The sequence below is a fragment of the Catenulispora sp. GP43 genome, from assembly GCF_041260665.1.
GTDB lineage: Bacteria > Actinomycetota > Actinomycetes > Streptomycetales > Catenulisporaceae > Catenulispora.
Genome location: NZ_JBGCCT010000017.1, coordinates 179779 through 195382, shown reverse-complemented (window position 1 = coordinate 195382; position 15604 = coordinate 179779). Strand labels below are relative to the sequence as shown.

12 protein-coding genes are annotated in these 15604 nt (G+C 70.8%); 8 read left to right on the top strand and 4 right to left on the bottom strand.

Going from position 1 to position 15604, the window contains the following annotated elements:
* The 4 genes from ABH926_RS30870 to ABH926_RS30855 form a co-directional block, all read right to left on the bottom strand.
* The gene (locus tag ABH926_RS30870) at nucleotides 1–2295 is read right to left on the bottom strand and encodes an MMPL family transporter (protein ID WP_370369397.1); all 2295 of its coding nucleotides are present in this window, start codon (nucleotides 2293–2295) and stop codon (nucleotides 1–3) included.
* 121 nt (nucleotides 2296–2416) lie between these two features.
* On the bottom strand, nucleotides 2417–2635 hold the full coding sequence (locus tag ABH926_RS30865) for a hypothetical protein (RefSeq protein WP_370369396.1): 219 nt from the start codon (nucleotides 2633–2635) through the stop codon (nucleotides 2417–2419).
* 188 nt (nucleotides 2636–2823) lie between these two features.
* Entirely contained in the window at nucleotides 2824–3507 is a 684-nt protein-coding gene (locus tag ABH926_RS30860) for a response regulator (RefSeq protein WP_370369394.1), read from the bottom strand.
* The gene (locus ABH926_RS30855) at nucleotides 3504–4703 is read right to left on the bottom strand and encodes a sensor histidine kinase (RefSeq protein ID WP_370369393.1); all 1200 of its coding nucleotides are present in this window, start codon (nucleotides 4701–4703) and stop codon (nucleotides 3504–3506) included. The genes ABH926_RS30860 and ABH926_RS30855 overlap by 4 nt, the downstream gene beginning before the upstream one ends.
* Nucleotides 4704–4845: 142 nt before the next feature.
* Between ABH926_RS30855 and ABH926_RS30850 the strand changes: the two genes are divergently transcribed.
* From ABH926_RS30850 to ABH926_RS30815, 8 genes are all read left to right on the top strand, one after another.
* Nucleotides 4846–5592 carry an ABC transporter ATP-binding protein gene (locus ABH926_RS30850; RefSeq protein WP_370369392.1) on the top strand — a complete coding sequence of 249 codons (747 nt, stop codon included), beginning with the start codon at nucleotides 4846–4848 and terminating at the stop codon, nucleotides 5590–5592.
* A gap of 82 nt (nucleotides 5593–5674) precedes the next feature.
* Nucleotides 5675–8086 (top strand): ABC transporter permease, encoded by a 2412-nt coding sequence (locus ABH926_RS30845; protein ID WP_370369391.1) that lies wholly within the window; start codon nucleotides 5675–5677, stop codon nucleotides 8084–8086.
* A gap of 243 nt (nucleotides 8087–8329) precedes the next feature.
* A complete protein-coding gene (locus ABH926_RS30840) occupies nucleotides 8330–8941 on the top strand; it encodes a PadR family transcriptional regulator (RefSeq protein ID WP_370366727.1) in 612 nt (203 codons plus the stop codon).
* Nucleotides 8938–9672: an ABC transporter ATP-binding protein gene (locus ABH926_RS30835; RefSeq protein WP_370369390.1), complete on the top strand. Its 735-nt coding sequence runs from the start codon at nucleotides 8938–8940 to the stop codon at nucleotides 9670–9672. Before ABH926_RS30840 ends, ABH926_RS30835 begins: the two co-directional genes overlap by 4 nt.
* Entirely contained in the window at nucleotides 9669–12443 is a 2775-nt protein-coding gene (locus ABH926_RS30830; RefSeq protein ID WP_370369389.1) for an FtsX-like permease family protein, read from the top strand. The genes ABH926_RS30835 and ABH926_RS30830 overlap by 4 nt, the downstream gene beginning before the upstream one ends.
* A 79-nt stretch (nucleotides 12444–12522) precedes the next feature.
* Entirely contained in the window at nucleotides 12523–13194 is a 672-nt protein-coding gene (cseB, locus tag ABH926_RS30825) for a two-component system response regulator CseB (protein ID WP_370369388.1), read from the top strand.
* The gene (locus ABH926_RS30820; protein ID WP_370369387.1) at nucleotides 13191–14411 is read left to right on the top strand and encodes an ATP-binding protein; all 1221 of its coding nucleotides are present in this window, start codon (nucleotides 13191–13193) and stop codon (nucleotides 14409–14411) included. The genes cseB and ABH926_RS30820 overlap by 4 nt, the downstream gene beginning before the upstream one ends.
* A gap of 69 nt (nucleotides 14412–14480) precedes the next feature.
* Nucleotides 14481–15551, top strand: a complete 1071-nt coding sequence (locus tag ABH926_RS30815) for a D-alanyl-D-alanine carboxypeptidase family protein (protein WP_370369386.1) — start codon at nucleotides 14481–14483, stop codon at nucleotides 15549–15551.
* Nucleotides 15552–15604: the final 53 nt, after the last annotated feature.

Sequence of the window (15604 nt, the reverse complement as noted above, 5' to 3'; positions counted from 1 at the left end):
CTACCGAGCCCTGCTGTGCGGGTGGTCGCGATAAGCGGGCTGCCACGAGATCTCCGGCTCCGGCTCCGGCAACGGCTCCGGCTCCGGCTCCCAGACCGTCGCCGCGGATTCCGGCGAACCCTCCACGGACAACCGGGGGAGCAGCCGGTCGAGGATCCGCGGCAGCCACCAGTTCCCGCGGCCGAACCCGTGCATCAGCGCCGGGACCAGGATCATCCGCAGCAACAGGACGTCGAGCAGGATCGACACCGCCAGAGCCACGCCGAACTCGGCGATCATCCGCTGTCCGCCGACGATGAAGGACCCGAAGACGCACGCCATGATGACCGCGGCGGCGCAGATCACCTGCCCGGTCTCACCGTGGCCGACCCGGACGGCACGGTGGTTGTCGCCGGTCTTCGTCCACTCCTCGTGCATGCGGCTGATCAGGAACACCTGATAATCCATCGACAGGCCGAACAGGATACCGATGACCATCACCGGTACGAAGGAGTCCACCGGCCCGGCCCCGCCGACGCCCAGTGCCTCCGAGCCCCAGCCCCACTGGAACACCGCGACCAGCGCCCCGAAGGCGGCGCCCATGGTGAGCAGGTTCATCGCCACGCCGATCAAGGGCACCAGCACGCTGCGGAAGGCGAGCATCATCAGCAGGCAGCCCAGCCCGACGATGATCCCGACGAACGCCGGCAGCTTGTGGTTCAGCGCGGAGTCGAAGTCGTCGGACATCGCGGTCTGGCCGCCGACCAGCACGTGCAGCGTCGTGCCCCGCTCGGCCGCCGGGACCACGTCGGTCCGCAGCCGGTGGATCAGATCGGACGTCCCCTGATCCTGCGGCGCCGTGGTGGGCACCACCTGGACCACCGCCACCTTCTGCCCCGGCGGCAGCGGCGCGGCTTCCGCGGCGGCCACACCCGGGGTGGTCCGCAGCTGCTGCACCAGCCGGTCGAGCGCTGGTCCGTCCGCGGCGGCCGGAACCTCGGCGACGAGCAGCAGCGGCCCGTTGAACCCGGGTCCGAAGCCCTTGGCCAGCAGGTCGTAGGCCTGCCGCGTGGTGGATGCCTTCGGGTCGTTCCCGGCGTCCGAGGAACCCATCCGCAGCGACAGCACCGGCAGGGCGATCACCGCCATCACGGCCAGCGCCAGCACCGCCTTGCCGAACGGCCGCCGCTCAACCCGCCCGGCCCACCGGGTGAACACGTTCTGCGCCTGGGCCGGCCCCGACCGCCGCGGCAGCCGCACCGAGACCCGGTCGGTGCCGGAGGCCCGCCAGGCCTTCAGCGCCTTGCGCTGCCGGCGGCTCAGAACCATGGTCTTCAGCAGGCCGAGCAGTGCGGGCAGCAGCGTGACGGCGGCGAGCACGGTCATCGCGACGGTCAGCGCGGCACCGAGAGCCATCCCGTTCAGGAAGTCCAGACCGAGGGCGAACATCCCGAGCAGCGCGATGACCACGGACCCGCCGGCGAACAGCACCGCACGGCCGGATGTGTCCAGTGCCTTGGCCATCGCCTCCTCCACCGAGAGCCCGGCCATCAGACCCTTGCGATGCCGGTTGACGATGAACAGCGCGTAGTCGATGCCGACGCCCAGGCCGACCAGCGTCGCCAGGATGGGCGTGGACGAGGGCAGCGCCATGCTGTGCGACAGCAGCCCGACGACCAGCACCCCGGTGGACACTCCGGCGACACCGGTGAGGATCGGCAGCACGGCCGCACCGACTGAACGGAACACCAGGCCCAGGACCACCAGCGCGGCGAGCACACCGACCAGTTCCTGCGAACCGCCGCCGCTGTCGGTGGCGATGGAGACCGCGGCCCCGCCGAGCTCGACCTGCAGCCCATCGGTCCGGGCCGCGTCAGCCAGGGCCGCGACGGCCTTCGCCTGGTCGACGGGGATCTTGCCGGCTTCCTGGGTGAACGTCAGCGTCGCGTAGGCGGTCGTACCGTCCGGGCTGATCTGCGATTTCCCCTGCGGGCCGTAAGGACTGGCGACGGACGCGATCCCCGGCGCCTTGGCGATACGGTCCAACGTCTTGGTCATCCGCTGCTGCACCGCGGCATCGGTGACCCGGCCCTGCGCCGTGTGCCAGACCACGCTGTCGCTGTCCCCGTCAGCGGCGGGCTGCACCGTCTTCAGCAGCTCCACGGCACGGCTCGACTCCGAGGCCGGGATCGACAGCTTGTTGTCATACTGCGGCTTTGCCGCCCCGGACAGCACTCCGAGGCCGACGATGAGCGCGAGCCAGGCGAACAAGGTCAGTAACCGATGCCGGTGGCACCAGCGGGCAAGGGTGGTCATCAAAGCTCTCCGATGTCAGATTGCGCACCAGTTCGACGCAGGTCGCACGACGCCGAGAGGGCGCTGCGAACTGCGTCTGGTGGATGCAGGGTTTTAACGGCGGCCAGGATCGTCGCGAACTTCAGCGGGGAGACACCGCGTTGGAGCGCTGCAGAACGAACCCGACCCCGGTCGCGGAAGCGCTGTCACCAGAACCGGAGGCACCGACGATCACGGTGAACACGGCGCGCCGGATGGCCCGGCTGACGGCGCGCAGGGCTGTCGCGCGGCCGTCGGCCTCGGTGACGCGGTCCAAGGTCAGCGTGGTGGTGTCGGTCGGGGTTCGGGTATCGGTGCTCACGTCGTAGACGCTAGTTTTCGATCTCCGCCGCGGACATGGGGAGCGGTCCCGTCTTCCAGGTGTAGCGCGCTACACCCCGTAGGTGGGGCAGGCCGGGTGGTCCTGCGGCGTCAGGCTCGTCGGGCACCGCACGACGCCGGCCGTTACGCGGCGAACGCGTGGTCGGCGACCGTTCTTCTCACCCTGCCCTACCGTCTACGCGGCACAAGTCCGGTCTCGAAGGCGATGATCGCCAGGTGGACACGGTCGCGAGCCTCGAGCTTGGCGAACAGACGTGCGACATGGGTCTTCGCCGTCGCCGCGCTGATCACCAACCGCTCGGCTATCTCAGTGTTCGACAGCCCCTGTCCGACCAGTGCCAGCACCTCGCGTTCCCGGTCGGTGATCGCCGCGATGGGACTCGAGTCCGCGTCCGGCTCGGCGTCCGGTTCGGGGGCCGCGGGGCCGGACGTTCCGGCGAAGTCCGCGATCAGTCGTCGGGTCACGCTCGGCGCGATCAGCGCGTCGCCGGCGGCCACCACGCGGATGGCGTCGAGGATCGCGTTCAGGGCCATGCTCTTGAGCAGGAATCCGCTGGCTCCGGCACGCAGTGCGCCGTAGACGTACTCGTCGTCGTCGAAGGTCGTCAGCACCAGCACCTTGGGCGGGTCCGGCTCGGCGGTCGCCTGCCGGGTCGCCTCGATCCCGTCCATGCCCGGCATCCGGATGTCCATCACCACGACGTCCGGCCGCAGTTCGCGCACCAGGCGCACCGCCTCGTGGCCGTCGCCGGCCTGGCCGACCACCTCCAGGTCGTCGGTGTCGCCGATCAGGATCGCGAGCCCGACCAGCATCAGGGGCTGGTCGTCGACCAGTAGCACGCGCACGCTCATGCCGGGAGGCTCGCCGTCACCCGGAATCCGCCCTCCGGACGCCGGCCCGCGCTGAACTGGCCGGACAGCAACGTCACCCGCTCGCGCATGCCGAGCAGGCCGAAGCCGCTGCCGCCGGCCCCCGGCGCGAACTTCGGACGGCCCGGCCCGCCGAGACCGTTGTCCCCGTCGTCCACCACCTCGATCCGCACTCCTGTCGGCTCGTAGCCGACCGCGACCCGGCAGGTCCGCGCCCCGGAATGCCGCACCACGTTCGTCACCGACTCCTGGATGATCCGGAATGCCGACAGTTCGATCTCCGGCGGCAGTGGACGCTGCTCGCCCTGCCAGGTCACGTGGACCCGCACCCCGGCGTCGGCCGTGCGTTCGGCGAGGAGCGGGACGTCGGCCAGGCTGCCGGCCGGCGCCAGCGGAGCGGCCTGCGGCGTGGCGTCGTCCGGCTCGGCGCGGCGGAGCGCCCCGAGCATGCGCTGCAGCTCGAGCAGCGTTTCCCGGCTGGTGGTCTCGATGCCGCACAGCGCCTGCCGCGTCTGCTCGGGTTTGGTTTCCACGACCCGTGCCGCCGCTCCCGACAGCACCGTGATGATCCCGATGCTGTGCGCGACGCTGTCGTGCAGTTCGCGGGCGATCCGCAGCCGCTCGGCCATGACGACGCGGGCCGCGGTCTGCTCCTGCAGGGCTTCGAGGTATTCACTGCGTTTGCGATACACCCCCCCGAAGACCCACGCGACCGCGAACCACAACGCGAGCCACCCGGCCCACTGGGCCTGGTCGCCGACGCCCTGCCCGGGGATGTGGATGTCGTTGACGAACCCGGCCGCGACGCCCGCGACGGAGCCGACGGCGGCAGCCTTCGGCCGCCGGACGGCGAGGTACCCGACCAGGCCGACGAGCAGGATGAACACGATCAAGGGCCGCGCGCCGAAGGCGTCGCCGAGGACTGATTCGCCCAGGATCACCGCGAGGACGGTCGCCGGCAGACGGCGCACCAGCAGAACCGGCAGGGCGAGCACGACGCACAGAACCGTCGTCTGGAAGGGCTCGAGGTGGGGGAACCGGAACAGGCCGTACGCAGGGGCCGGCATCGTCACGCGGAACATCAGCGCGTAGAAGAAGGCGATGGCCAGCACCACGGCCTGCGACGTCAGCCAGGTCACGCGCTTCGATGTCGAGAGACGCTGGAGAAGCTGTTCCATGCGGAGATCGTATTCAACGGCGCCGGCTCTGCGCGTCGCCCCGGGGATGTACGCCGGATACGCCCCCGGGGCGATGGCCTGGGAAGAGGTGACATCCGCCGGCCGACGCGGCGGATCGTGGTCCGTTCCTAGGTTCATGGTCATGACGAATGCACCGATGATCGATCTTCGCGGCACGACGAAGAAGTACGACGAAGGCCCGCCCGCACTGGCCGGCGTGACCTTGTCTGTGGCGGCTGGTGAGTGCGTGGCGATCCTCGGCCATTCCGGCAGCGGCAAGTCCACGCTGCTGAACCTGATCGCCGGTCTGGACAAGCCTTCCAGCGGCACCGTGACCGTCGACGGCACCCGCGTCGACCAGCTCGGCGAGGCCGGTTCGGCGAAGTACCGCCGGGCCTCGGTAGGCATGATCTTCCAGTTCTTCAACCTGCTCGACGACCTGACCGTCATGGACAACGTCATGGTTCCGGCGCAGCTGGCCGGGATGGGCAAGGGCGAAGCGAAGCAGCGGGCCGTCGAACTGCTCGGCTCGCTGGGCATCGACCGGCATGCCGGGGCCTATCCGCAGCGGCTGTCCGGCGGGCAACGGCAGCGCGTCGCGGTGGCCCGGGCCCTGATGAACCGGCCGGCGCTGCTGCTGGCCGACGAGCCGACCGGCGCTCTGGACTCGAGCTCGGCCGAGGACGTGCGCCGGCTGCTGCTGGAGCTGAACAGCGCGGGCCAGACCATCCTGCTGGTCACCCACGACGTGCAGCTGGCCGCGAGCACCGCGCGCCGCACGATCGAGTTGGTGGACGGCGCGGTCGAGCGGGACGTCGTCAACGACGGCAGCGGTGCCGGCCCGGCCGCCCGCACGCTGCTGGTCCGTCCGGCGGGAGAGGCCCGATGACACTGGGTAAGCCGCCGATGCCCCGGCGCGTCTTCGAGGCCGGTTTCCGGGCCGTGGCCCGCCTGCTGCTGGCGGTGAGCCGGTGAGCGCCCTGGGCAAGGTCGTACGCTCCGGCGTGGGCCGGCGCCGCGTGCAGTCTTTCGTCATGGCCCTGACGACGTTCGCCGCCGTCACCTCCTCGGTGCTGTCGCTCGGTCTGCTGGCTGTCGTGCAGGCTCCGTTCGAGCACGCTTTCAGTGCTCGGCACGGGGCGCACCTGGCGGTCCAGTTCGACAGTTCGAAGGTCTCGGCCGCGCAGGCCGCCGCCACCGCCCACGTCGCCGGCGTCACCGAGGCGTCCGGGCCGTACCCGGTCGCCGCCGCCCTGGACACGACGATCGGCATGGACTGCGCCACGAAGGACTGGGCCGGTCACGACAACGGTCCGATCACCGTCACCACCCGGCCCGACCTGGGCAGCACCTCCGGGATGGACCAGCTGGCGCTGACCCGGGGGCGCTGGCCGACGAGCCCGGGCGAGATCGCCCTGCCGTGGCAGGACTATGCCACCGACTGCTTCGGCGATTCGGTGGTGTTCTCCTCCCTGCCGGGCAAGCCGTCGTTCCGGGTCGTCGGCTTCGCCAACTCGGTGACCAGCAGCGCGACCGCCTTCGCCACCGCCGACGGTTTCGCACGGCTCACCGCCGCCGGCGCCAAGTCCGACGAGCAGATGCTCTACCGGTTCGCCAATGCCGGGACCGCCGCCGACATCGCCGCCGACAAGCAGGCGGTGGCCGCCGCCGCGCCGGCCGGCGCGATCGAGAGCGGGCAGTCGTACCTGACCGCGGAGCAGCAGGCGACCGGGAACGCCAAGGCCTACGTGCCGTTCCTGGTCGGCTTCGGGATCCTCGGGCTGTTCATGGCGGTGCTGATCATCTCGATCGTGGTCAGCGGGGCTGTGGCCTCGGGAATCCGGCGCATCGGGATTCTGAAGTCGTTGGGCTTCACCCCTTCGCAGGTGGCCCGTGCCTACGTCGCGCAGGCCATGATCCCGGCGACACTCGGCGTGGTGCTCGGCACGGTTTTCGGCAACCTCCTGGCTGTGCCGATCCTGGGCTCGGCCACCAAGCAGCTCGGCGCGGCCAGTGGCACGATTCCGTCGTGGGTCAGCGCCGTGGTGTCGCTGGGCGCCCTGCTGATCGTCGGCGTCACGGCTTTGATCCCGGCACTGCGGGCCGGCCGGATGCCGACGGTGCGGGCCCTGGTGGTCGGCCGCGCCCCCAGGGCCGGGCGCGGTCAGGCGGCGCAGCGTCTGGCCTCGCGGCTGCCGCTGCCCCGGGCCGTGTCGTTGGGGCTGGCCCAGCCGTTCGCCCGGCCGGCCCGGGCCGTGGTGGTCGGTGCGGCGGTGCTGTTCGGCGTGGTGAGTGCCACGTTCGCGGTGGGGCTGGAGACCGGGTTCAACAAGTACCTGGACGCCAGCACCGCGGGTTTCAACGTCGGGTCGGACATTGTGATACCCACGGCCGACGTGGGCGTGCCCTGGGGTCTCTACGGCCCCAACGACCCGCGCAACCCGCACCTGGACGCCGCCAAGGTGGCCGCCGTGCTCGCCGACACCCCGGGCACGAAGGTCGCGTTCGGCTGGGGCGACAGCGGCGCGACCATAGTCGGCGCCCCGCCCGGCGGCGAAACGCCGAGGGTGTTCACGGTCGCCGGCGACTTCTCCTGGACGCACATGGAGCTGCTGTCCGGCCGCTGGTACTCGGCGCGCGGCGAGGCCGTGGTCGGCGACAAGCTGGCCTCGGCGGTGGGGATCCACGTCGGTGACAACGTCACCGTGGCGCAGCAGAACAAGCACCTGTCGCTGAAGGTCGTCGGCATCAACTACGACATCAACGTGGGCAGCGACTACACGGTCATGACGGATGCGGCCACCTTCACCGCCGCCGGTCTGACCTCGCACATCGACCAGTTCAACGTCGAGCTGGCCCCGAAGGTCAGCGGACGGGACTGGTCCGCCTCGGCCGCCGCCGCGCTGACCCCGCTGAACGCCTCGGTCCAGTCGAACTCGGACGGGGGCAAGAACATCGTGGTGATCATCATGGGCACCCTGGTGGCCATCCTCACGCTGATGATGACGGCGGTCGCCGCGCTCGGGGTGCTGAGCATGGTGGTGCAGGACACCCGGGAGCGGGCCCATGATCTGGGGATCTTCAAGGCGCTCGGGATGACCCCCAAGCAGACCATCGCGATGGTTCTGACCTCGGTGACCCTCACCGGCCTGATCGCCGGGCTGATCGGGGTCCCGCTCGGGGTCGCGGTGGAGAAGTCGACGCTGACCCCGATGGGCAACGCGATCGGCCGGCACCTGCCGCCGAGCGTGACCCACACCTACACCGCCGGGCTGCTCATCCCCTTGCTGGCCGGCGGGATCGTGATCGCCCTGCTCGGGGCGCTGCTGCCGGCCGGCTGGGCGGCCCGGTCGCAGACCGCCACCGCGCTGCGGACCGAGTAGGACCGAGCAGGACCGAGTAGAGCCGAGTAGAGCCGCTGGTCGCCGCGGCAAGAACGCCAATGCCGACCTCCCCTGGTTGACACCCTCGGGAGGTCGGCATTCCGGCGTTTCCTCAACACAGTGGCGATCGCGTTCTGAGGTCGGGGGACCTTCGCGACCGCGACCGCTTGCCCTCCCCATGCATACCGGGTATCTATATAGCCGTGACCCGCAACCATACCGAGTATGTACGGACGTGATGTCGTGTCCGTCAAACACTCCCTGCTGGCCGTCCTGGCCGGCGGCGACCGCTACGGATACCAGCTGCGTGCCGAGTTCGAGGAGCGCACCGGGGCGACCTGGCCGTTGAACATCGGGCAGGTGTACACGACCTTGAACCGTCTGGAGCGCGACGGTCTGGTCGAGCCTGCCGGGCAGGACGCCGCGAACCACGTCTTCTACCGCATCACCGTGGCCGGCCGGGCCGAGCTGTTCGCCTGGTTCGCACGGCCGGTGACGCGGGCCGAGCGGCCCCGGGACGAGCTGGCGGTGAAGCTGGCGCTGGCGGTCACGGTGGCCGGGGTCGACGTGGCCGCGATCGTGCATGGCCAGCGCAAGCACGCGCTGGCGGCGTTGCAGGACTACACGCGGGTCAAGGCGCGGCTGGATGCCGGGGAACTGGCCGCCGCGCTGGTGCTGGAATCGATGATCTTCCAGTGCGAAGCCGAGATCCGGTGGCTGGACCACGTCCAGGCCCGGGTGCTGCGACACGCACAGCAGGGCCGGGCCACCGGGCCCGCAGATCAGACCGGCACCGGGGCCGGGCGCGGCGACAGCGCACCGGCTAATGCCACCAAGGAGGGGAAAACCACATGAGCGGCACAGCGATTCTGGAACTACGCAAGGTCACCCGGACCCACGGCAAAGGCACCGCCGAGGTACACGCACTACGCGGCGTGGACCTGACCGTGCAGGCCGGGGAACTGGTGGCGGTGATGGGCCCGTCCGGCTCAGGCAAGTCCACACTGCTGTCACTGGCCGGCGGCCTGGACACCCCCTCCAGCGGCGACATACTGGTCGAGCAGACACCGCTGGCCTCCCAGTCCAAAGCACAGCTCGCCGCGATCCGGCGACGCTCGGTCGGCTACGTCTTCCAGGACTACAACCTGATTCCAGCGCTGACCGCCGCCGAAAACGTGGCCCTGCCCCGGGAACTGGACGGCATCCCAGCCCGCAAAGCACGACAGGAAGCCCTTACCGCACTGGAGGAAGTGGGGCTACAGGCCGAGGCGGACCGGTTCCCCGACGAGATGTCCGGTGGCCAACAGCAGCGGGTGGCCATCGCCAGGGCACTGATCGGACAGCGGCGCCTGATCCTCACCGATGAACCCACCGGCGCGTTGGACACCGAGACCGGCGAGGCGGTACTGCGCCTACTGCGCACACGCTGCGACGAAGGCGCCGCCGGCGTCCTGGTCACCCACGAGGCCCGGCACGCCGCCTGGGCCGACCGCATCGTATTCATCCGCGACGGCCTCATCGTCGACGAATCAGCACCATCGCAGCGTCCTGATGACCTGCTGGTCGGCGGCGAGGCCCAGGCATGAGCAGCTGGGGACTGGCACTGCGGGTAGCCCGCCGGGAGGCGTGGCGGAACAAGAAACGCTCAGCCCTGGTGGTGGCGATGCTCGCACTACCGGTCGCCGGCGCCTCAGCCGCCGACACACTGTGGCACAGCTCCCAAATCACAGCCGAACAAAAGGCCGTCTGGCAGATGGGCAGCTACGACGCCCTCCTCACCGACGTCGGCACCCCGATGTATCAGACCCCTGACCTGTCCGGGGCCGGGCCGGCGAAGGACGCGGCCGGGCATTCCGTGGCACCGCTGCGGACGACACCGGCGACGGTGGCCGACCTGAGCGCGCTCCTTCCCGCCGGTTCGCACGTCGCCCGGCCTGAAGCGCAATACGCCGGCCAAGTGCAGATCGTCGACAGTGCCGGGCGGGCGTGGGGCCAGGTGATGGACACCGACCTCGCCGATCCGAAGCTGGCCGGCACCGCCGACCGGATCGCCGGCAGCCCCCCGGCCTCCGCCGACGAGGTCGCGCTGAGCAGCGCGCTGGCCGGGCAGCTGCACAAGGGCGTCGGCGACACGATCGCCTTGCGCTCGACAGACCCGGTCGTCGGCGACGCTCCTCCGCAAAGCAAGACTGTGCGCGTGACAGGGGTCTACGACAGCAAGCTGACTCCCTACGACCCGATAGTCTTCGACTACCCGGGAGCCTTCGCTCCGCAGCAGGGGCCGTCCGGCCAGGCCGTCTTCCCGATCGCGGTCCCCGGCGGGGTCGACTGGAGCCTGACGCAGCGGCTCAACGCGCAGGGCTTCACCGTGCAGTCCAAGCACCTCCTGGCCGATCCGCCGCCGGCGTCTCAGGTCCCTTACTACGGCGCGTATCCTGCCACCGGCGGCGGCAGCAGCAGCCAGAGCTCGACGTTGGCCGTGGCGGCGATCGCGTTGTCCATGGTCCTGCTGGAGGTGGTGCTGCTGGCCGGGCCGGCGTTCGCCGTGAGTGCCCGCCGCAGGCGCCGGGACTTCGGCCTGCTCGGCGCGGCCGGCGCGGACAGCCGGCGGCTGCGTCGGATCGTGCTCGCCGACGGCATCGTGCTCGGGGCCGTTGGCGGCGTCGTCGGGACGGTGGCGGGTATCGGGGGAGCGGCGGCCGTGCTGCCCTGGTTCGGACATCACACGCAGCAGGCACTGGGGGGATTCCGGCTCAGGCCGCTGGAGCTGGCGGCCGCGGCGGTGCTCGGCGTCGGCACCGGCGTGGCGGCGGCGGTGGCCCCGGCCATCGCGACCGCGCGCCAGGACGTCATGGTGGCGCTGACCGGACGGCGCGGCCAGTCGGCCATGCCGTGGAAGCTGCCGCTGATCGGGCTGGCCGGCGTCGTGCTCGGTAGTGCCCTGATCCTGGTGGGGGCTTTTCGAGGCGGCAACCCCATCCCGGTGGCCGCCGGTGTCGCATTCGCCGAGCTGGGTCTTGTGGCATGTACTCCGATTCTGGTGGCGTGGTCGGGCAAACTGGCCCGGCTGCTTCCGCTGACCGGCCGGCTGGCGCTGCGCGACGGCGCCCGCAACCGCGGCCGCACCGCACCGGCGGTGGCCGCGATCATGGCCGCCGTGGCCGGGGCGACGGGGGTGGCCATGGTCATCAACTCCGACGACGCGCAGCAGCGGCACTACTACCAGAGCCAGCTGCGTCTGGGCCAGGCCGTGGCCTCGCTCGGAGACGGCACCACCAACCTCGCCCCGGCTGCGGCGGACCGCCTGGTCCAGCAGATCGAGGCGGTGCTGCCGACGAAACAGGCCGCGGTGATGCAGGGGGTCGGCTTCGGGGACGGCCAGACTCAGCCGGTCGCACCGACGGTGCTCCGCACACCGGAGAACGCGTGCCCGCCGGAGCAGGATTCCGTGGTCCACGACGGGGATCCGCGTTGCAGTGGGATGGGCGGCGGCGTGCTCCAGTTCCTGACCGGCAGCTCGACCGTGGTGTCCGGCGGTCCCGAACTGGTGCGAGCCCTGGTCGGACGGCAGGACGCGGCCGCCGAGGCGGTCCTGAAGGCCGGCGGCGCCGTGGTCTTCGACAAGTACGACCTCGCCACCACCGGGCCGAACCCGACGGTCCAGCTCCGCGTCGGCCGCGACTGCACGCAGCAGTCGTGTCCGGGCAGCTTCGTCACGGCGACGTTGCCGGCGGCGTTCGTCGACAGCCCGCGGTGGGACGTCACCGCCGTGGTGGCCCCCGGCACGCTGGACAAGTACGGGGTGAACTTCATTCCGATGACCGTGCTGTTCGACACCTCGCGCATGCCCAGCGCCGAGCAGGAGCAGCGGGCCGACAATCTGGTCGGGGCGGCCGGGATCGAGCAGCGCTTCTACGTCGAGCGCGGCTACCAGAGCCAGACGAGGGCGGGCCTGCTCGCGCTTGCGGCGGTGGCCGGGGTGGTGATGCTTGGCGCGGCGGCGGTGGCCACCGGCCTGGCCATCACCGACGCCCAGGCCGACCTGGAGACGCTGGCCGCGATCGGCGCCAGGCCCCGGGTGCGGCGGCTGCTGGCCGGCTCGCAGGCCGCCGTCACGGCCGGCCTCGGCGCCGTGCTGGGTACGGCGTTCGGACTGCTGCCGGCCGTCGGCCTGATCGAGGCCAAAGCTCAGCACATCGCCGCCGAGCCGGGCAACACCTTGGCCGCCGAGCATGTCTTTCTCGCGCCGCCCTGGCTGTACCTCGGTGCGGTGGTCGTGGCGCTGCCGGTGCTGGCAGCCGCCGGGTCGGCCGGATTCGTCCGGTCGCGGATCGAGATGCGTCGGCGGCGCGGCTGATCCGCCCGGGTTCGTACGGCGCAGCAGGTACCTTCAAGGCACACAGTAGGCGGTTGATCTGCCATGTGATGATTACCGCGTGACGCGTGTGCTGCTTGTCGAGGACGACGAGGTGATCCGGATCACCGTGGGCCGGGCTCTGGAGCGTTACGGCTTCTCGGTGGGGACGGCGTCAGACGGTCTGGCGGGCCTGGAGCGCTTCCGCGAGGCGGCGCCGGACCTGCTTTTGCTGGACGTGATGCTGCCTGGACTCGACGGTATCGGATTGTGCCGGAGAGTCCGCGAGAGCAGCCAAGTGCCGATCCTGATGATGTCAGCGCGCGGCGATTCGCTGGACGTGGTCGGCGGGCTGGAGGCCGGAGCGGACGACTACGTGGTCAAGCCGGTGGACACCTCGGTGCTGGTGGCGCGGATCCGGGCGGTGATGCGCCGGATCGCCGTGGATCCGTGCAGCGAACCGCCCGCCGTGCTCGCCTTCGGCGACGTGCGGATCGATCCCGACGGCATGGAGGTCACCCGCGGCGGTGAGCCGGTCGCCCTGACGCCGACCGAGCTGCGCTTGCTGCTGACGTTGGCCGCCCATCCCGGTGTCGTGATGGAGCGCCACCGGTTGCTGCGTGACGTGTGGGACTACCGCTGGCAGGGGGGCGACTCCCGGGTCGTCGACCTCTGTGTCGCGCGGCTGCGGACGAAGATCGGCGCGGAGCGGATTGAGACGGTCCGCGGCTTCGGCTACAAGCTGCGCCGATGAGGAACCCGCTGCGTTCCCTGAGCCTGCGGATGGCTGTGCTGTCCGCCGTGGCGGTGACGGTCGCGTCCGGTTCGATCGGTGTGCGCATTCACCAGACCACTAAGTCAGGTCAGCTCTTCTACGGCCGGGCGAGCGCGGAATCGAACCTGGCACAGACGATCGGGGCCGGCCAGGAGCCGGTTCCGCCGGGACCGGCTCTCGACGCGCCGGCACAGCTGGTGTCCCTTGCGCAAGCCTCCGCCATACCGGTTACCTACTACGACACCAGCGGTCCTTCGCCGGTGATGTGGGCGGCCGAATCCTTCCACGGAAACATCGTGACCGCGCAGTACCCGATGGCTTCCGAGCAGCGCGACCTCGCAGCGCTGGATCGGCGCACCTTCTACGCGGCCGCCGGCACGGTCGCGGTGCTGGTTCCGCTGGCTGCCTGCGGCGCGGAGTTCGCCGGCCGGCGGCTGCGGCGCGCGGCGCGCACCGCGCACCGGATCGCGGCCGGCGATCTGGAGGCCCGCATCGGCCCGCGCGGCCGAGCCGGTGACGAGGTCCACGACATCTCAGCGGCCGTCGATTCGATGGCCGACTCGCTCCAGCGGCGGTTGCGGGCCGAACAGCGCTTCACCGCCGACGTCGCCCACGAGCTGCGCACACCGCTGGCCGGACTGGTCACGGCCACGGAGCTGCTGCCGGACGGCGAAGCGACCGAACTGGTCCGGGACCGAGTGCGGGCCCTGCGAAGCCTGACCGAGAACCTGCTGGAGGTCTCCCGCCTGGACGCGCGGGTCGAGACGGCGGACTTCGTCGCGGTGCCGCTGCGCGAGTTCATCATCGAGACCGTCGCCGACACCAGCTGGACCGTCCTGCTCAGGATCGAGGGCGATCCCGTGGTGCGAACCGATCCCCGCCGCCTGGACCGGATACTGACCAACCTGCTCGTCAACGCCCACCGGCACGGTGCCCCGCCGATCGAGCTCACCGTCGACGGCCAGACGCTGACCGTGCGGGACCACGGTCCCGGCTTCCCGCCGGACATCCTCGCCGAGGGGCCGTCCCGGTTCCGGACCGGCGCGCCCGAACGGGGACGCGGCCAGGGCCTCGGCCTGACCATCGCCCTCGGCCAGGCCCGGGTCATCGGCGCCGGCCTGGGGTTGGCCAACGCATCCGACGGCGGTGCCATCGCCAGACTCACGCTCACTCAGGCTTCGCAGATACCGGACTGATACAAAGCCCAGGCTCGATCGACACACCGTCACGGTCGTCCCGATACGAGGCCGGGGGATCGTCGGAGCGTGAACCAGTCCCGCCACCGTCGCGCTCTCCTGGCCGTCCCGGCCCTCGCCGTCGTCGGCCTGACCGCGTCCGCCGCCGCGGTCGCCTTCGCTCACGGCGGTGACGACCACTCCGCTTCCCGGAGCATGCCCGCGTCCGCATCCGGGTCCGCCGCCGCGACCGGGTCCACCTCCGTACCCGAGTCCTCGCCCGATCCCGCGTCCGGATCCACGTCCGGATATGCGCCCGCGCCGTCGCCGGTGTCGACGTCGACGTCGACGGATATCGGTTCCACCCTGCCGTGGCCGTCCCAAGGTCAGGCGGCCGTCGAGGTAGAGGGCATCGGCAGCCTCGGCGCCAAGGGCGATCAGAAGCCGGTCCCGATAGCGAGCGTCACCAAGGTGATGACCGCCCTGGTCGTCCTCAACGACCACCCGCTCGACGGCGACGATCGTGGCCCGATGATCGGTGTCGACGGCCAGGCCGCCGCCGAAGCGTCCGACCCGCAGCAGTCGACCGTGTCAGTCGCCAAAGGGCAGACCTTCAGCGAACGCGATCTGCTGGAGATGATGCTGATCCCGTCCGGCAACAACATCGCACGGCTGCTCGCCCGCTGGGACGCCGGATCCGAGGACGCATTCGTCACCAAGATGAACGCCGCCGCAGGCAGCCTCGGCATGACCGCGACCACCTACACCGGGGCCAGCGGGTACGAGGAGTCGACCCAGAGCACCGCCGTCGACCAGCTCAAGCTGGCCGAGAAGATCGTCGGCAACGACGTTTTCGACCAGATCGTCGCCATGCCCACCGCCACGGTCCCGGGCCTGCGCAACCAGCTCGTCAACACCAACACGCTCCTTGGCCAGCACGGAGTGATCGGCATGAAAACCGGCTCCAGCACCCCGGCCGGCGGCGCACTGATGTGGGCGGCCCGGCAGCCCGATGCCTCCGGCAAGACCCGGCTGGTGCTCGGCGTCGTCCTCGACCAGCATCGAGGCCCGACCTCCAACGACGACCTGCGCGCCGCGCTGGCCGCCAGCGGCACCCTGATCGGCGGCGTGGCCCGCGCGCTGGCTGCCGGCAACTCTTGACACTCAACCTGATCACCACGCCCACAAGCATTAGATCGCCTTGTGCTTCGCAT